Annotated in this window: 15 protein-coding genes; 11 read left to right on the top strand and 4 right to left on the bottom strand. The window is 70.3% G+C overall.

Features of this window, described 5'->3' with window-relative positions:
* Nucleotides 1-69 precede the first annotated feature (69 nt).
* The 3 genes from EDC82_RS09815 to EDC82_RS09810 are packed head-to-tail and all read right to left on the bottom strand — an operon-like array spanning nt 70 to nt 2,331.
* On the bottom strand, nt 70-1,647 hold the full coding sequence (locus EDC82_RS09815; RefSeq protein WP_038568945.1) for a GAF domain-containing sensor histidine kinase: 1,578 nt from the start codon (nt 1,645-1,647) through the stop codon (nt 70-72).
* Nucleotides 1,595-1,999 carry a hypothetical protein gene (locus EDC82_RS14555; RefSeq protein WP_038568943.1) on the bottom strand — a complete coding sequence of 135 codons (405 nt, stop codon included), beginning with the start codon at nt 1,997-1,999 and terminating at the stop codon, nt 1,595-1,597. Before EDC82_RS14555 ends, EDC82_RS09815 begins: the two co-directional genes overlap by 53 nt.
* A gap of 20 nt (nt 2,000-2,019) precedes the next feature.
* Complete coding sequence (locus EDC82_RS09810; protein ID WP_131941318.1) at nt 2,020-2,331, bottom strand: hypothetical protein; 312 nt, start codon at nt 2,329-2,331, stop codon at nt 2,020-2,022.
* 57 nt (nt 2,332-2,388) lie between these two features.
* Between EDC82_RS09810 and EDC82_RS09805 the strand changes: the two genes are divergently transcribed.
* Complete coding sequence (locus EDC82_RS09805; RefSeq protein ID WP_040014450.1) at nt 2,389-3,030, top strand: response regulator transcription factor; 642 nt, start codon at nt 2,389-2,391, stop codon at nt 3,028-3,030.
* Nucleotides 3,031-3,141: 111 nt separating this feature from the next.
* Nucleotides 3,142-4,515: a mycothione reductase gene (gene mtr / locus EDC82_RS09800; RefSeq protein WP_006944436.1), complete on the top strand. Its 1,374-nt coding sequence runs from the start codon at nt 3,142-3,144 to the stop codon at nt 4,513-4,515.
* A gap of 111 nt (nt 4,516-4,626) precedes the next feature.
* Here the strand turns inward: mtr and EDC82_RS09795 are convergent, their stop codons facing one another.
* A complete protein-coding gene (locus tag EDC82_RS09795) occupies nt 4,627-5,787 on the bottom strand; it encodes a hypothetical protein (protein ID WP_062257344.1) in 1,161 nt (386 codons plus the stop codon).
* Nucleotides 5,788-5,869: 82 nt separating this feature from the next.
* On the opposite strand from EDC82_RS09795, the gene EDC82_RS09790 reads away from it, so the two are divergent.
* The 9 genes from EDC82_RS09790 (at nt 5,870) to EDC82_RS09750 (ending at nt 17,121) form a co-directional block, all read left to right on the top strand.
* Nucleotides 5,870-6,949, top strand: coding sequence for a cation diffusion facilitator family transporter (locus tag EDC82_RS09790; RefSeq protein WP_062257346.1), 1,080 nt, complete (start codon nt 5,870-5,872; stop codon nt 6,947-6,949).
* 137 nt (nt 6,950-7,086) lie between these two features.
* On the top strand, nt 7,087-8,055 hold the full coding sequence (locus EDC82_RS09785; RefSeq protein ID WP_062257348.1) for a DUF808 domain-containing protein: 969 nt from the start codon (nt 7,087-7,089) through the stop codon (nt 8,053-8,055).
* A gap of 158 nt (nt 8,056-8,213) precedes the next feature.
* Complete coding sequence (gene ahcY / locus EDC82_RS09780) at nt 8,214-9,674, top strand: adenosylhomocysteinase (RefSeq protein WP_062257350.1); 1,461 nt, start codon at nt 8,214-8,216, stop codon at nt 9,672-9,674.
* A gap of 554 nt (nt 9,675-10,228) precedes the next feature.
* Nucleotides 10,229-10,915 carry an MtrAB system response regulator MtrA gene (gene mtrA, locus EDC82_RS09775; protein WP_115297234.1) on the top strand — a complete coding sequence of 229 codons (687 nt, stop codon included), beginning with the start codon at nt 10,229-10,231 and terminating at the stop codon, nt 10,913-10,915.
* Nucleotides 10,893-12,689: an MtrAB system histidine kinase MtrB gene (gene mtrB, locus EDC82_RS09770; protein WP_038568929.1), complete on the top strand. Its 1,797-nt coding sequence runs from the start codon at nt 10,893-10,895 to the stop codon at nt 12,687-12,689. Before mtrA ends, mtrB begins: the two co-directional genes overlap by 23 nt.
* Nucleotides 12,686-14,509 (top strand): LpqB family beta-propeller domain-containing protein, encoded by a 1,824-nt coding sequence (locus EDC82_RS09765; RefSeq protein ID WP_081873695.1) that lies wholly within the window; start codon nt 12,686-12,688, stop codon nt 14,507-14,509. Before mtrB ends, EDC82_RS09765 begins: the two co-directional genes overlap by 4 nt.
* A gap of 219 nt (nt 14,510-14,728) precedes the next feature.
* On the top strand, nt 14,729-15,514 hold the full coding sequence (locus tag EDC82_RS09760; protein WP_051806019.1) for a ComF family protein: 786 nt from the start codon (nt 14,729-14,731) through the stop codon (nt 15,512-15,514).
* A 223-nt stretch (nt 15,515-15,737) separates the two neighbouring features.
* Complete coding sequence (gene hpf / locus EDC82_RS09755) at nt 15,738-16,379, top strand: ribosome hibernation-promoting factor, HPF/YfiA family (RefSeq protein WP_062258541.1); 642 nt, start codon at nt 15,738-15,740, stop codon at nt 16,377-16,379.
* A 127-nt stretch (nt 16,380-16,506) separates the two neighbouring features.
* Complete coding sequence (locus EDC82_RS09750) at nt 16,507-17,121, top strand: response regulator transcription factor (protein ID WP_051806017.1); 615 nt, start codon at nt 16,507-16,509, stop codon at nt 17,119-17,121.
* The last annotated feature ends 62 nt before the right edge of the window (nt 17,122-17,183 follow it).

The raw sequence follows: 17,183 nt of genomic DNA, 5'->3' as shown, positions 1-17,183 counted from the left end.
CCTGAAGCGCCCGAACTCCGACCGCGCTCGCGCGAAGGGTGACGTCTCGCTGCGGTTGAGCCCAGCCCGTCAGGGCGTCACAGCCGCGCGACGGTTCGGCACGCGCCACACGACGGCCGTGCCGCCACTGCGCCTCGCGCGGATGACGCAGGTGCCGCCGAGTCGCTCGGCCCGCGCGACGAGGTGGGCGATCCCCGAGCGTCGTTCGAGGTGCTCGGGCAGGCCGCGTCCGTCGTCGGTGACCTTGACGAGCACCTCGTCGCCGACGTCGAGCACGACCCGCACGGCGCTCGCGTGCGCGTGCCGCGCCGCGTTGCTCAGTGCCTCACGCATCACGGCGAGCAGGTCGGTGACGAGGGCGTCGTCGAGCGTCCAGTAGGCACCACTGACGCTGACGCTCGGCGCGAATCCGAGGGCGTCCTGCGCCTGCGCGGCGAGCTGGTCGACGGTGTGCGCGAGCGCCAACGCGGCGCCACCGGTGTGCAGGTCGAAGATCGCGCGGCGCACGTCGGTGACGGTCTCGTCGAGGTCGGTGATGACGGCGTCGAGCTTCTCGACGGCGACCTCGTCGTCGATGCGCGGCAGCGCACTCTGCACGCGCATGCCGGCGGCGAAGATGCGTTGGATGACGTGGTCGTGCAGGTCCTGCGCGATGCGGTCGCGATCTTCGAGGATGGCGACGCGTTCGGCCTCGGCGTGCCGGTAGGCGAGCAACGTCGCGACCGAGAGTCGGTCCGCGATCGTCTGCCCGATGGCCTCCATGGGTTCGGGGTCGAGCGAAAGCGTCGGGCGGTCCCAGGCGAACAGCAGCAGCTCCGGGTTCTCGCCGTCACTGGCGAGCGGCACGACCATCGCGCAGCGCATGCGCTCGTCGACGAGGCGCGCCGCGACGTCGTGCGTGAAGAATCGTGCGCGCGGCGCGAGGAGCAGTTCTTCGGCGAGGTCGCCGAGGCGCGCTGCGCTGCGGTGACCCGGCACGTGTTCGACGTGGTTGGCGGTGAGGATCGAGTCGAACCGCGCGACGACCTGCGGCCACGCTTGCGCCGGCGGCAGTTGCGAGAGGAGCTGCGCGGCCTCGGCCGCCGCGCGGTGCCAGCGCTCGCGGGCCCCCGCCTCGGCGAGCGTCCGAGCGTGCGCGATGGCGGACGCCGCGGCCGACGCGAGCGCCTCGAGCACCCGTTCGTCGCGGGCGGAGAACTCCTCGGCGTCGCGCTTGTTCGTCAGGTAGATGTTGCCGTAGACCTGCCCGCGGATGACGACGGGGCAGCCGAGGAACGACGACATCGGCGGGTGGTGCTCGGGAAAGCCGACGCTCGCCTCGTGCGCGGCGATGTCGGGCACGCGCAGCGTGTGCGGGTGGGCGATGATCGCGCCGAGGACGCCCTCGCCGTGGGGGCCGTCGCCGATGAGTGCGGCCGTCTCGGCGTCGATGCCGTGGATGACGACGTCGTCGAAGCGCCCCTCGGCGTTGAGCACGCCGAGCGCCCCGTACTGGGCGCCGGTGAGTTCCGCTGCGGTCTCGACGAATCGGCGCAGCAGTGGTTTGAGCTCGAGATCCTTGCTCAGTTCGATGACGGCGGCCAGCAGAGCCTCGTCAGGCTCGTTCGGCAAGACCGGATCGAAGGAGCGGATCGACGCGGTGACCATGCGCCGATGATAGGCACTCGGCGCTGAACAGAGCCTCCCGCGTCGGCAGGACGACATCGCCGCGCTGCGGTGCATCCGACGTCGAGCGAATGGCGAGCGGGCCGGTGACGCTGATCGACCAGCACGTTCCGTCGATGAGCGCCTCGACCTGCACGGCCGCGATGTCGCGTCGCTGCGCGCCGCGTGTGACGCTCGGGTGGGCCGTCTCGACGACGACGTCGCCACCCGTAACACGCACGCCACAGGGCATGACGAACGGAAGAGCACCCCGCGAGACGCTGACGTGCGCCCGACCGGTCCGTCCCATGGCATCGAGCATCTGCTCCGGTGTCGGTTCGCTCGGTGAGGGCATGCTTCATCCTCACCCGCGCCTCACCGCAGCGCCCGGGGACCTTCGTCCTCACCTGCGCGCCGGTGATGTGGCAGGAACCTCCTGAGCTGACGCGGCGTCAGCGCCGTGTTTTGTGCATGGGCGTCGACATTCGGCTGCGTGACGACGGTGATCGGGACGCGCTCGTGCGGCTGCTGTGCGAGCAGCAGCCGGTGTCGGGGTATCCGGTGCGGTGGCCGCTGCCCGGGCCGGTCGAGGGCTTCATCTTCCGCGATCGTGACGAGATCGCGTGGGTGGCGTGTGACGCCGACGCGGCTGACGGGCTGGAACGAGACCAGGGTCAAGTCCGTCATGCGCCCATCCTGGGGGAGCGCGCGGCGCGAACTCAACGCAGCGGCCACAATGGGGTCATGACTGTGCGCGTGTATCTGCTCGACGACCACGAGATCGTCCGTCGCGGCCTGGCCGAGTTGCTGGCGTCATCGGGGCGCTGCGAGGTCGTCGGCGAGAGCGGCAGCGCAGAGGAGGCGACGCGGCGCATCCCGGCGGCGCGCCCCGACGTCGCCATCCTCGACGGCCGGCTGCCAGACGGCACGGGCATGGAGGTGTGCCGCGCCGTGCGCAGCGTCGACGAGAACATCCGCTGCCTCATCCTCACCTCCTACGACGATGACGAGGCCCTGCTCGCCGCGATCCTCGCGGGCGCGAGTGGGTACGTCCTCAAGCAGGTGCGCGGCGCCGACCTCATCGAGACGATCGAACGCGTCGCGGCGGGGGAGTCGCTGCTCGACACCGCCGACGCCGACGTCATCCGCGCGCGCCTGCGCGGTGACGGTGCCCTCGAGAGCCCCGAACTCGCCGCGCTCACCGAGCAGGAGAAGCGCGTGCTCGACCTCATCACGCAGGGGTACACGAACCGTCAGATCGCGGGGCGCCTGCACCTCGCGGAGAAGACGGTGAAGAACTACGTCACCAGCCTGCTCGCGAAACTCGGCCTCGAATCGCGCACGCAGGCGGCGGTCCTCATGGAGCGCCTGCGCCACCCGCACTGACGCCCATCGTTCGACGCCTCGAGGCTCGGGAGGCTCGCTCGCGCAGAGAGGTCCGTGAGAAGAAATGCCCGGCGTTCCGGGGTTGTCCCCGCCTGCGCCTAGGGTTGGGGCATGGCTCATTTCGACCTCGTCATCATCGGCACCGGCTCGGGCAACTCGCTCGTGACGCCCGACTTCGCCGACAAGCGCGTCGCCGTCATCGAGAAGGGTGTCTTCGGCGGCACCTGCCTCAACGTCGGCTGCATCCCGACGAAGATGTTCGTCCAGGCCGCCGAGGTGGCGCGCAGCGCGCGGGAGGCGTCGCGCCTCGGCGTCGACGCGCACGTCGATCAGGTGCGCTGGGACGACATCCGCGACCGCGTCTTCGAGCGCATCGACGCGATCTCCGCGGGCGGACGCGCGTACCGCGAGCGCGGCAGCGACGACGGCAACACGACCGTGTTCAGCGGCCACGCGCGCTTCACCGGCGACCGCACGCTGCGCGTCGAGGGCTACGACGAGGAGATCAGCGGCGACCAGATCGTCATCGCGACCGGCGCGCGTCCCAACATCCCGCCCGTCGTCACCGACAGCGGCGTGCCCTACGAGACGAGCGACACGATCATGCGCATCGAGAAGTTGCCGCGTTCGCTCGTCATCGCCGGCGCCGGGTACATCGCCCTCGAGTTCGCCCACGTGTTCTCGTCCCTCGGCGTCGAGGTGACGATGCTCGCACGCGGAAAGCGCGTGCTGCGCCACGCCGACGACGACGTCAGCCGCGTCCTCACCCACGCCGCCACCGACCAGTGGGCTCTCGAACGTGATGCGGTCATGGAGTCGATCGAACAGCGCGACGGGACGATCCGCGTGACGCTGAGAGGTGGGCGCGTCGTCGAGGGCGAGATGCTCCTCGTCGCCACGGGCCGCATCCCCAACACCGACGACCTCGGCCTCGAGAACACCCGCGTCGAGGTGCGCGACGACGGGCGCATCGTCGTCGACGAGTACGGACGCACGGGCGCTGACGGCGTCTGGTCACTCGGCGACTGCTCCTCGCGCTACCAGCTCAAGCACGTCGCCAACGCCGAGGAGCGCTGCGTCGCGCACAACCTCGTCCACCCCGACGACCTGCGCGCGTTCCCGCACGACGTCGTGCCGGCGGCGGTCTTCACGCACCCGCAGGTCGCCACCGTCGGGCTGACGGAGGACGAGGCGCGCGAGGGCGGGCACGCCATCACGACGAAGGTGCAGAAGTACGGCGACATCGCCTACGGCTGGGCCCTCGAGGACACGACGAGCATCTGCAAGGTCATCGCCGACAAGGCGACGAAGAAGCTGCTCGGCGTGCACCTCGTCGGCCCGGAGGCCTCGATCGTCATCCAGCCTGCAGTCCAGGCGATGTCGTTCGGGCTCACCGCCGACGAGATGGCACGCGGGCAGTACTGGATTCACCCGGCGCTCACCGAGGTGCTCGAGAACGCGCTGCTGGGGCTCGAATTCGACTGAGCCCCAGGACGCGCCCCGAATGAACCCCGGGGTGCGACGGCGAGACTGAGCCCCAGGATGCGCCCCGAATGAACCCCGGGGTGCGACGGCGAGTGAGCCCTGGCAGCGATGTCAGAGCGGCAGCGGCGTCCCGACCCCGGCGCGCTGGGCGGCCTCCTGTACCGCGACGGCCGCGGCAGCGTCCTGCAACCCGATCCCGACCGAGGCGTAGAGCGTCACGCGCGGGCGACGCTCACCGTGGGCGCCTGCGTCGCTGTCGGCGGCGCCGTGGTTCATGGCGCCGTTGTTCGAGGAGTCGTCGTTCCAGACGTGACGTTCTGCGTCATCATCATCGGCATGTGCGGCGTCGCGCACGAGCACCTCGCCGAGCGTCTCGACGCTGCCGGTCTCGAGCACCCCGGCCATGAGGGCCGCGACGACGCACCCGTTGTCGGCCAGTGCCGTCTCGCGGTCGTCGACGACGACGCGTGCCTGAGCGACGAGGTCGCTCGGCACCTCGGATCGCTCGGCGCTGAACGAGCCCACGGAGATGACGAGGGCGCCGTCACGCACCCAGGTCGCCTCGAGCACGGGCGTCGTCGACGTCGTGCACACCGCGATGACGTCGGCGTCCGCGCACGCCTGCTCGACCGTGTCGACGAGTTCCATGTCGGGTGCGCCCTCGGGCCTCGTCGTATGCCAGCGCGCGACCAACTCGTCGGCACTCGCGCGGTCGCGCGCCGCGAGCCGGATGCGACCCACCGTGTGCTCACCGCCGACGGCGCACAACGCGTGCGCGTGCGCCTCGGCCTGCACGCCGCTCCCGACGATCGCGACATGAACACCGGTGCCGTCCCGGGCACCGACACCTGCGCCGTCGGCCACACGGACGTCGTCGCGCCCGCTCGAGTCAGGCGACCACAACGCCTCCATCGCGACGGCGCTCGCTGCCGCCGTGCGGCGTGTCGTCAGCGTCGTGCCTGCCATGACGCACGTCGGCACACCTGTCGTCGGGTCGAGCACCGTGACGAGCGCGTGCACCGCGGGCAGCCCCGCGTCGACGTTGCCGGCGTGTACCGAACCGAACTTGCTGACGGCCGGTGCGCTCGCCTCGGCCCGCGCGGCGTAGCAGAACGCGACGTCGTCGCCGCGCCCCGGCAGCAGCAGACGTGCGGGCAGCAGCGCCTCTCCTCGTCCGAGCGCGGTGAACGCCGCGTGCTGCGAGGCGTGCGCGACGTCTGCCGTGAACGCTGCCCGGACGTCGGATTCGCTGAGATAGAGCAGAGTCGGCACGGCGGGTCCTTCGCTGGATCGAGGGAGTGTGACGGCGCCGTCGCGGTTGGCGGCGCGAGAGGCGCCACCTATTCTCGGGGTCATGAGTGACGAGAAGGAAACCGGATCGGGCGGGCACAGCGGCAACAACACGGCGATCTTCGCCGCGCTGGCCGCCAATCTGGGCATCGCCGTCACGAAGATCATCGCGTGGTTGCTCACCGGCATGAGTTCGATGCTCGCCGAGGGCATCCACTCCGCCGCCGATTCGGGCAACCAGATCCTCCTGCTCATCGGCGGCAAGAAGGCCCAGAAGGACGCGGACGAGGATCACCCGTTCGGTTACGGGCGTGAGCGTTACCTTGCGGGCTTCGTCGTCAGCATCATCGTGTTCTCCCTCGGTGGCCTGTTCTCGCTGTTCGAGGCGTACGAGAAGTTCCATCAGATGCGCGAGCCCGGCGCGAAGCAGCCGTCGACGGACGAGGCCTGGTGGTGGGTGCCGATCGTCGTGCTCGTGCTGGCGATCCTCATGGAGGGCCGTTCCCTCATGACGGCGGCCAAGGAGGCACGCGAGCAGAAGGGCGAACAGAGCTGGGGGCAGTTCCTCAAGTCGGCGAAGAGCCCCGAGTTGCCCGTGCTCCTGTGCGAGGACTCGGCGGCCGTCACCGGTCTCGTCTTCGCCCTCGTCGGCATCTCGCTCGCCCTCGTCACGCAGAACGGCATCTGGGACGCCGTGGGCGCCGGCCTCATCGGCATCCTGCTCATCCTCGTCGCGATCTTCCTGTTCCGTGAGACGAAGTCCATGCTCCTCGGCGAGGCGGCGACCCCCGAGACGGTGCGCGACATCCGACGTGCCATCGAGTCGGCGGACGGCGTGAACCGCGTCATCCACATGAAGACGAGCCACCTCGGCCCCGAGGAGTTGCTCGTCGCCGTCAAGTTCGCCGTCGACAAGAGCGACACGGGTGAGGAGATCGCCCACGCCATCGACATGGCTGAACAGGCGGCACGTGCCGCGAAGCCCGACATGAAGTTGCTCATGTACCTCGAACCCGACATCGACCTCGGGCGCGTCGGCAGCCGTATCGGGCACCGCTCGTCCGCGGTGCACACCGACCTGCCCGACGAGCGGGTGAACGACGGCGGCTCCACCCAGCACGGTGCGACGCGCATCGAGGGCTGAAGCTCGGAGTCGATAGCTTCCCTCAGCGTATTTCGTGAGCCTCCCAGGTTTCTCTAGGCTGTGCGCATGATGCCCGCCGCTCCGCACCCGAGGCCTGACGCCATGCCGCCGTCGCACCGAAGCGCGCAGGTGCGCTGATGGCGGGCGGACTGTTCGCACTGCTCGACGACGTTGCCGCGCTCGCGCGCATGGCTGCGGCGTCCGTCGACGACGTCGCCGCCGCTGCCGGCAAGGCGAGCACGCAGGCCGTGGGCGTCGTCGTCGACGACACGGCCGTGACGCCGCGCTACGTGCAGGGTCTCGCCGCGGAACGCGAGCTGCCGATCATCGCGAAGATCGCGAAGGGCTCGATCCGCAACAAGCTGCTCATCATCCTGCCCGTCATCCTCGTGCTGTCACAGTTCTTGCCCATCGCGGTGACGATCCTGCTCATCCTCGGTGGCCTCTACCTGTCCTACGAGGGCGCGGAGAAGATCCGTCACGCCCTCGCGCACCGCCGCGCCCACCGCGAGGAGACCCCGGCCGAGCACCTGGCCGAGGACGTCGCCACCGAGTCCGTCGACGAGAACAAGGTCATCGCCGAGGCCGTCCGCACCGACCTCATCCTGTCGACCGAGATCATGGTCATCTCGCTGCAGACCGTCGATCACGAACCGTTCCTCACCCGCACCATCGTCCTCATCGTCGTCGCGTTCCTCATCACCGCGCTCGTCTATGGCGTCGTCGCACTGATCGTCAAGATGGACGACGTGGGCCTGCACCTCGTCGAGTCGGGCAAGAACGAGAAGCTCGGCCGTGGACTCGTGACGGCGATGCCCAAGGTGATGTCGTTCCTGTCGACGCTGGGCGTCGTGGCGATGCTGTGGGTCGGTGGGCACATCCTGCTGGCGAACTCCGCCGAACTGGGCTGGCACGCGCCGTACGACGCCGTCCACCACGTCGAGCACGCCGTGGCCGACGCCACCGGAGCGCTCGGGGGAGTGCTCGCCTGGCTGACGAACACCCTCATCAGCGCCATCGTCGGCGTCCTCGTCGGTCTCGTCCTCGTCGCCCTCGTGACGCCCGCGCTCGCCCGCCGCAGCGGCGACCAGGCCGCCGCGCACTGAGCGATGCGGCGCCCCCGGCGGCCTGTCAGTGATGGCGGATAGACTGACGAGCACGCGTTCGGCGTGGGTGATGACCCATGCGCGAAGCAGCCCAGAGGGGCGCGCCGGCGACGCCTGATCGAGAACGTCATTCGACAACCGAAGGGAACGACATCCCCATGTCCTTCGACTACAAGATCCGCGACATCAGCCTCGCCGAAGCCGGCCGCCACCAGCTGCGCCTCGCCGAGCACGAGATGCCCGGCCTCATGAGCCTGCGCGAGGAATACGCCGAGTCGCAGCCGCTCGCCGGCGCCAAGATCGCCGGCTCGCTGCACATGACCGTCCAGACGGCCGTCCTGATCGAGACTCTGACGGCGCTCGGCGCCGAGGTCCGCTGGGCGAGCTGCAACATCTACTCGACGGACGACGCCGCGGCCGCTGCCGTCGTCGTCGGCCCCGACGGCACGCCCGAGGACCCGAAGGGCGTCCCCGTGTTCGCCTGGAAGGGCGAGAGCCTCGAGGAGTACTGGGCCTGCACGAACGAGATTCTCACCTGGTCCGGTGACGACGCCCCCAACATGATCCTCGACGACGGCGGTGACGCCACGATGCTCGTGCACAAGGGCACCGAGTGGGAGAAGGCCGGCCAGGTGCCGCCCACCACCGAAGCCGACTCCGAGGAGTTCAGCGTCTTCAAGGCCCTCGTGCGCTCCACGATGGCCGACGACCCGCAGAAGTGGACGAAGGTCGGCGAGCGCATCAAGGGCGTCACCGAGGAGACGACCACCGGCGTGCACCGCCTCTACGAACTCGCGCGCGCGGGAGAACTGCTGTTCCCGGCAATCAACGTCAACGACTCCGTGACGAAGTCGAAGTTCGACAACAAGTACGGCACCCGCCACTCCGTCATCGACGGCCTCAACCGCGCCACCGACGTCCTCATCGGCGGCAAGGTTGCCGTCGTCGCCGGCTACGGTGACGTGGGCAAGGGCGTCGCCGCCGCCCTCGCCGGACAGGGCGCCCGCGTCGTCATCACCGAGATCGACCCCATCTGCGCGCTCCAGGCCGCGATGGAAGGCTTCCAGGTGACGACGATGGACAAGGCCTGCGAGTACGGCGACATCTTCGTCACGACGACTGGCAACTTCGACATCATCACCGCCGACCACATGGCACGCATGAAGAACAAGGCCATCGTGTCCAACATCGGCCACTTTGACAACGAGATCGACATGGCCGGCCTCGCCAAGATCCCCGGCATCGAAAAGGTCGAGATCAAGCCGCAGGTCCATGAATGGACGTTCGACAAGGGCACCGACGACGAACGCTCCATCATCGTGCTGTCCGAAGGCCGCCTCATGAACCTCGGCAACGCCACCGGCCACCCCAGCTTCGTCATGTCCAACTCGTTCGCCAACCAGACGATCGCCCAGATCGAACTGTGGACCAACGGCAACGCCTACACCGACAACGGCAAACCCCTCGTCAAGACGCTCCCCAAGCACCTCGACGAAAAGGTCGCCCGCGCCCACCTCAACGCCCTCGGCGTCGAACTCACCGAACTGCGCAAGGACCAAGCCGAATACATCGGCGTGGACGTTGCCGGCCCGTACAAGCCGGAGCACTACCGCTACTGACCGCGCGCAAGCGCGCGTCAGTAGCGGGAGTGCTCCGGCTTGATTCTCTCTGGCGCGTCTTGTGGCCGGGCCCTGGCGGGCCCGTCTCACTGCGACACGCAGGCCGTCCACGTTGCGACGTGGTACGGCCCGCACGATCCGGAACGTGCCGATGCTGGCCGGCTCGCAAGCTCGCCGGTCCAGTCTCGGCGCGTTACGGCTTGATTCTCTCTGGCGCGTCTTGTGGCCGGGCCCTGGCGGGCCCGTCTCACTGCGACACGCGGGCCGTCCACGTTGCGACGTGGTACGGCCCGCGTGGCTGTCGCCGTTTCAACCGTGGGCGCGGGGTGTGCACACCTGCCATTTACGGTCACATTCGCGAATCTCGCCCACCTGTGCGAATCACGTCCACATTCGGTCAGACAGAACGCACGCGCAGGCAGAGTGGGGACGAACGTCCCGGGGACGGCAGGACGCGCGAAGAGGTCCGGGGTGGGCCCGCAGGCATGTGTGACAATGAGCCGAGGACGGCGCCCCACCGGGCGCACGCGCCGCACGAAGGAAGGGGCCCCCACGTGATGAACCGTGTGCTGATAGTCGACGACGACCCGGCACTCGCCGAGATGCTCGGCATCGTTCTGCGCGGCGAGGGCTACCACGTCACCCACTGCGGCGACGGCACGTCAGCACTCGCCACGTTCCGCGACGCGAAACCCGACCTCGTCCTGCTCGACGTCATGCTGCCCGGCAAGAACGGCGTCGAAGTGTGCCGCGCCATCCGCGCCGAATCCGACGTCCCCATCGTCATGCTGACCGCCCGCACCGACACCCTCGACGTCGTCGCCGGCCTCGAAGCCGGCGCCGACGACTACGTCAACAAGCCCTTCAAACCCGCCGAACTCGTCGCCCGCGTCCGCGCCCGCCTGCGCCGCGGCGACGCCGAACCCGAAACCGTCACCATCGGCGACCTGACGATCGACCTCGCCGCCCACTCCGTCACCCGCGACGGCACCCCGATCTCCCTCACTCCCCTCGAGTTCGACCTCCTGCTCGCCCTCGCCCGCAAGCCATGGCAGGTGTTCAGTCGCGAAGTGTTGCTGGAACAGGTCTGGGGTTACCGCCACGCCGCCGACACGCGCCTCGTCAACGTGCACGTCCAGCGCCTGCGCGCCAAGGTCGAGAAGGACCCGGAGAGGCCCGAGATCGTCGTGACCGTGCGAGGTGTGGGATACAAGGCCGGTGCCAGCACACCCGCCACCTGAGGCACCCCGCAGCGTCCTACGACGCGCCTACGACGCGTCCCGCCGCGCAATCAGGCGCCTCGTCACGTTCTGCGTGCGCAGCTGGCGACGCAGCCTGCACGTGCGCGTCATCAGCCTGACGATGCTCATGGGCCTCACCGTCGTCATCGCCGTCGGATCCCTCATGTACCAGGGCATCGCCGACGGGCTCGTGCGCAGCAAGACCGCGTCCGCGCAACAGATCGCGCTGAGCGAGACCGCTGACGTCCAGAGCGCGTTCGACGCGACCGACAAGACCGACATGACGACGCTCTACAACCTCTCGCGTGACTCCGTGCAACGCATCGCGAGCCCGCTCGACGACTCCGCGCGCCTCGTCATCCTCATGCGCGCCAGCGACAACACGCGCCCCGGCATCCCCCTCGTCGCGACGGCCCGTGCGCGCGGCTTCACCCCACCCGCCGACGTGCGCGGCGCCCTCGCCCGCGACCCCGCGCATCAGCAGACGAAGATCATCTCCCTCGACGCGACCGGCCGCCACATCCCCGCCGTCATGGTCGGCTCACGCGTCAGCATCCCCAACGCCGGCGCGTACGACCTGTACCTCATCTTCCCGATGGACAAGGAAGCCGACTCGCTCAGCATCGTGCGCACCTCGTTCGCCGCCGGCGGCCTCGCGCTCATCCTGCTCCTCGGCGCCTGCGCCTACCTCGCGACGCGCCTCGTCGTGACCCCCGTCCGCTCCGCCGCGCACGTCTCCGAGCGCCTCGCCGCCGGCAACCTCGACGAACGCATGCCGGTGCGCGGAGAGGACGACATCGCGCGCCTCGCGACGAGCTTCAACGCCATGGCCTCGAGCCTGCAACGTCAGATCGGCCAGCTCGAGGACCTGTCGCACCTGCAGCAACGCTTCACCTCCGACGTCTCGCACGAACTGCGCACACCGCTGACGACGATCCGCATGGCCGCCGACATGATCCACGACTCACGCGGCGACTTCGCGGCGCACGTCGCGCGTTCTTCCGAACTGCTGTCGAAGGAGCTCGACCGCTTCGAGTCGCTGCTCGCGGACCTGCTGGAGATCAGCCGATTCGACGCCGGCGGCGCCGTGCTGAGCCGCACACCGACGTCGATGCGCCAGCTGTGCGCCGAGGTGAACGACATGCACGCGCAGCTCGCCGACAAGCTCGGCTGCCGCCTCGTGCTCGACGCGCCGAACGACGTCACGATCGACGTCACGATCGACGTCGACCGCCGCCGCGTCGAGCGCATCCTGCGCAACCTCGTCGCCAACGCCATCGAGCACGGCCAGGGCCAGCCCGTCGTCGTGACGTTGCGCGCCAACTCGACTGCCGTCAGCGTCAGCGTCCGCGACTACGGCATCGGACTCAAGGAGGGCGAGGCGGACAAGGTCTTCGACCGGTTCTGGCGCGCCGACCCCGCCCGCGCCCGCACGACGGGCGGCACGGGCCTCGGATTGTCGATCTCTCTCGAGGACGCCCGCCTGCACGACGGTTTTCTCGAGGCGTGGGGCGCACCCGGCGAGGGCTCCTGCTTCCGGTTGACGCTGCCGCGCGTGCAGGGCGTCGCCATCGCCGCGAGTCCGGGCCCGCTGCAGCCCGGCCTCACCGCGAGGACGAAACAGATCTCGAGCGGCACGATGCGCACCTCCGACGGCGGGGCACGCCTGGCGTCGGGCTACCCGGTCGCGATCGATGCGAAGAAGCGCTCGAACTCACTGCCCCAGGTCATCGACGGTGAGGGCGCCGTCGACGCCGGCGAGGCCCCACGATGAGCCCACGACGCAGGCTGCCGCGCGCCTTGGTGGCCGTGGCCGCCGCGGCGAGCGTGTTCGCGACCGCCGGGTGCGTCGGGTTGCCCTCGACGTCGAGCGTCGCGCCGGGCAAGGCCGTCGACGCGAAGGACGACAGCGAACCGCTCGCCGTCGAGCCGCTGACGGCGTCGGCCTACGACGATCCGCGCCAGATCGCGACTGGTTTCCTACGCGCCCAGATGTCCGCGCACGACGACTACCAGGCTGCCCGCACCTTCCTCACCGGCGACGCGAGCCGTCGCTGGAAACCGGGCAGCGCCGTCACGGTCTTCGCGGGCGACAGCGACATCACGGCCACCCGCCCCGACACGACGACGGTGCGTCTCAGCGTCCCCGTCGTCGCGACGATCGACGCCGATGGCCACCTCGTGCGCCAACCGTCGACGACCCGCCGCGACCTGCGCTTCACGGTGGGTTCCACGGCCGGGGGATGGCGCCTCAGCCAGGTGCCCGACGGGCTGGGCGTGTGGATCAGCAGCACGGACGTCGCGCGCCTGTTCAGCCGCGTCAACGTGTACTACCCGGCCGCCTACGGACGCTCGCTCGTACCCGACCCGCGCCTGCTGCCGCGCCAGGGTCTCGCGACGGCGCTCGCGCGCGCGGCGCTCTCCGCCCCACCGCAGTGGCTGCGCCCCGCCATCGCGACGAGCCTGCCGACGGGGACGGCGCTCGCCGTCGACGCCGTGCCCGTGCGCGACGGCGAGGCGGACGTCGCGCTCTCCAGCCGCGCGAGCGCTGCCGACAACCCCGCGCGCGCCGCGCTGTGGGCGTCGGTGACGGCGACCGTCATGCAGGCGCCGGAGGTGCGCTCGGTCTCAGTGCGCGTCGGCGGGGCGCGCCTGGAGACCGACAACCTGCCTGCGCAGGTGAGCGACCCGAGCCAGGTCGGCTACTCGATCACCGCCGACAGCCTCGACGAGGTCATCTCCCGCAGTGGCGCCTACCTCGCCTGGACGCACGCCCAGGCGAACGACTCCGTCTCGGGCACCGACGCCCGCGCGGCGCAGGGACGCCCCGTGCTGCCCGCGGTGCCGGCCGACTGGTCGTTGCTCGCCGCCGGCCAGGGCGGGCGGCAGATCGCGGCGATCTCGAAGGACCGCACGTCGGTACGACGTTGGCTCAACGGCACCGACGTCACCGTCCCCGATCTCGGAAACCAGCTCGTGCGTCCCGCGTTCGACAGCTCCGGATGGTTGTGGGTGGCAGGCCGCACGTCGTCGGCATCACCGTCGTCGCAGGCGTCCAGGTCGAAGAGGACAGGCGACACCTCGAGCGCCGCGCTGTGGGCGCTCGACACGACGTCGACCTCGCCGACGCGAACACCGACAGCCCTCGACGTCCCGTGGCTCGGCGCGTCCTCCGTCACGTCGCTCAGCGTGTCGCCCGAGGGCTCCCGCGTCGCTCTCACCATCCGTGACCGCGACGACGCCCGCGCCGTCGTCGCAGCCGTCGAACGCGACGAGCGCGGTCGACCTGTCTCCCTCGGCCCGGCGCACGACATCGCGCCGGGCGTGCACGACGTCAAGGACGTCGTGTGGGCGGACGGAACGTCACTTGCCGTCCTCGGCACGAGCGACGGTCTCCTGCAACCGACCCTCGTGCCGCTCGACGACGCCCCGGTGCCCCTCGGCGGCGTCACGGGCGCGAGCAGCCTCGTGTCTACTCTCGACGGGCGAAGCGGCCTGTTCGTGCGAACCGACGCGAACACCGTCTTCACGCGCCAGGGCTCCTCGTGGAGCAGTTTCCTCACCCGGGGCGACCTCATCGCCCCGCGATCCTGACACCCGTCTCCGCTTGGGACGCCGTCGTTCGGCGCGCGCCGAACGTGCTCGTCGCTCTGGATGAGGTGGTCGAAAGCGCGCCGGACAGCGTGGGCCGAGACTCCGTCGTCCACAACCGGTGACGGCTGTGGCCCGGGGGAGCGCTGCGGCGCACCCTCGTCCACAGGGGCGAGCGCGTGTCGGTGGTGACGTCGTCGCGCGGGCGGCATCATCGCGGGTGTGCCCCGCCAGTCTCGCGACGTCGGCGCCCGGCTCACGCCGCCGGTCGCGTGGGTGAGGGGCGCGCTGCGTGACGTCGTCGATCTGGCGTGGCCGTCGAACTGTCTCGGCTGCGGCGCATGGGGCCCGAGCTGGTGCGCGACGTGCGACGCCGGTCTGTGCCGTGAAGCGTTCACGGTGCGAGCCCATCACGCCCCCGAACTCGACGTCGCCGTCGCTGCGGCGTTCGACGGGCCGTTGCGCGAGGCCATCACGGCGTTCAAGGATCGTGGACGCAGCGACGGCCTCGACGTCCTCGTGCGCCTCGCGCGCCGCTCGCTCGCTCGCGCACTCACCGACGCCACACTCGAAGATGCCGCGCTGGGCGCGCGGCCATCGGCCGGCGCCGGGCCACTCGTCCTCGTGCCCATTCCGTCCCGGGCCGCGGCCTACCGTGAGCGGGGACGCTTTCCGTTGGGCGAACTGTGCGACGCCGTGTGTCGGGGCACCAGCCTCGTCAGCGGACGGAGCCTGCTGCGGCACCGCGATCGGGGCGTCGCGGATCAGGCGCGGCTGACTCTCGCCGAGCGACGCCGCAACGTCGAAGGGGCCTTCAGGATCGAGCCGCGGACGGCGGAGCGTCTCGTTCGCGCCGGCGCGCGCGTCGTCCTGTTCGACGACGTCGTGACGAGCGGCGCGACGCTCGCCGCGGCGCACGCGACGCTGGAACGAGCGGGCGTGCGGGTCGTCGCCGTCGCGGCGCTCGCGGCGACGCCGCACGAGCCGAACGCCCGCTCGGCAGGCTGACCGCGGGACGATCACACCCCGCCGGCGCCCGCAGCGGGGGCGGCCGGAATCGACCGTTCCCGAACCCTTCCCCGGGCGTCGATGGGGGGTTAGGTTGGAGGACATCGAACAAGCATCCCCGCAGGAGGTGGTGGCGCGCACGAAGCGGCTCCCGACGCCTGCAGCCGGGCTGACGGGGCCGATTTCTCACCGAAGTTTCTCTCGATCCGAGGAGTCGATTTCCATGGAGATCACCGTGACCGGCCGACACGTCGAGGTTCCTGCCCGCCTCGCGCGACACGTCGAGGACAAGCTGGCCAAGGTTCCGCAGCTCGACCCGCGCGTCATGCGCTGCGACGTCGTCATCACGCACGAGCCGAACCCGCGCCGCGCCAAGGAGGCCTACCGCGTCGAGGTGACGTGCCGCTCGAAGCGGTCCGTCGTGCGCGCGGAGGCGTCGGCGGACGAGGAGTACGCGGCCCTCGACCTCGTCATGGGAAAGCTCGGTGAGCGATTGCGCCGCCAGCACGACCGTCGTCGTATCCAGCGCGGCCAGCACCGCACGATGTCCGTCGCGGAGGCGACGGCGGATCTGCCGGTGCTCGAGATCATGCCCGACACGCGCGACGACGCGCCGGAGGCCGCCCAGCTCGGTGAGGATCCGGACTGCCCGGTGCAGCTGCGCGAGAAGGTGCACGCGAGCGCGCCCATGGACGTCGACGAGGCCCTGCGCGAGATGGAACTCGTCGGCCACGACTTCTACCTCTACCAGGACAAGAGCAGCGGTCGTCCGAGCCTCGTCTACCGCCGCCGTGGGTGGAGCTATGGAGTGATCCACCTCGACCTCGTCGACGAAGCACCGGACACGCTGGAGGAGACAGCCTGAGCAGCGCGCCCGATGACGCCGGGCTGCGGGTGCGTCACGGACCGCCCGCCGCCCGGCGAACGCGCCCTGACGCCTCCATGGGGTCGGGTTCGTGCACGCGAGCGCTCTCGTCCAACAGGCTCGAACGATGAACGTCGCCGGCGCGCCGCGCGACCTTCTCAGGGGTCGCCGACCTGATGCCGGCGTCATCACCGGCGGCCAGGTGCCGTGGCGGTGGTGTGCGCCGCGCAGCGCCGCGGAGCTGCTCGCGCAGCTCGAACACGCCACCCCCGAGCACCTGCTCGTCGTCACCGATGACGACGACATCCTCGCCACCGCCATCCGCTGCGGTGTTCACGGTGTGCTCGCCGAGGTGCCCACGCCACTCGACGAAGCGGCGCTCGCCCGGATGTTGCGTGCCGACGAGCCGTACGTGGCACCCGAGCGAGCGGCTCAGGTGTGGGCGGTGGCATGCGCCCTCGCCCGGGCGCCCCACCCGACGTATGCCCTGTCCGCGCGCGAACGCGAGGTGCTCGACCTTGTGGCTCGTGGCCGCTCGAACCGCAGCATCGCCGCGACGCTCTTCCTGTCGGAGAACACCGTGCGCAACCACCTTGCCCGGATCTATCGCACGCTCGGGGTGTCCTCGCGCGCCGAGGCGCGCGCGCTGCTGCGTCAGGCGCCGGGGGAACAGGCAACCGCAGACGCACCCGACCCAGCGGACTCTGACGGGGCGGCGCCGCCGCTCACCCATTACTCTTAGGGGAACTGTGCCCGCGCGTCGGGCGCCACCTCGCGTGAGGGCCCGTGAGAACGGCCCGTCGC

Origin of the sequence: Dermacoccus sp. SAI-028, from assembly GCF_004346775.1 — a bacterium.
Classification (GTDB): domain Bacteria; phylum Actinomycetota; class Actinomycetes; order Actinomycetales; family Dermatophilaceae; genus Dermacoccus; species Dermacoccus nishinomiyaensis.
The sequence above is the reverse complement of the archived record's forward strand: the minus strand, read 5'-3'. Positions and strand labels throughout refer to the sequence as shown.

Excerpts from the sequence above, each read along its gene's own strand:
- EDC82_RS09815 (WP_038568945.1), bottom strand. The coding sequence starts at position 1,647 with ATGGTCACCGCGTCGATCCGCTCCTTCGATCCGGTCTTGCCGAACGAG.
- EDC82_RS14555 (WP_038568943.1), bottom strand. The coding sequence starts at position 1,999 with ATGCCCTCACCGAGCGAACCGACACCGGAGCAGATGCTCGATGCCATG.
- EDC82_RS09810 (WP_131941318.1), bottom strand. The coding sequence starts at position 2,331 with ATGACGGACTTGACCCTGGTCTCGTTCCAGCCCGTCAGCCGCGTCGGC.
- EDC82_RS09805 (WP_040014450.1), top strand. The coding sequence starts at position 2,389 with ATGACTGTGCGCGTGTATCTGCTCGACGACCACGAGATCGTCCGTCGC.
- mtr (WP_006944436.1), top strand. The coding sequence starts at position 3,142 with ATGGCTCATTTCGACCTCGTCATCATCGGCACCGGCTCGGGCAACTCG.
- EDC82_RS09790 (WP_062257346.1), top strand. The coding sequence starts at position 5,870 with ATGAGTGACGAGAAGGAAACCGGATCGGGCGGGCACAGCGGCAACAAC.
- EDC82_RS09785 (WP_062257348.1), top strand. The coding sequence starts at position 7,087 with ATGGCGGGCGGACTGTTCGCACTGCTCGACGACGTTGCCGCGCTCGCG.
- ahcY (WP_062257350.1), top strand. The coding sequence starts at position 8,214 with ATGTCCTTCGACTACAAGATCCGCGACATCAGCCTCGCCGAAGCCGGC.
- EDC82_RS09765 (WP_081873695.1), top strand. The coding sequence starts at position 12,686 with ATGAGCCCACGACGCAGGCTGCCGCGCGCCTTGGTGGCCGTGGCCGCC.
- hpf (WP_062258541.1), top strand. The coding sequence starts at position 15,738 with ATGGAGATCACCGTGACCGGCCGACACGTCGAGGTTCCTGCCCGCCTC.
- EDC82_RS09750 (WP_051806017.1), top strand. The coding sequence starts at position 16,507 with ATGAACGTCGCCGGCGCGCCGCGCGACCTTCTCAGGGGTCGCCGACCT.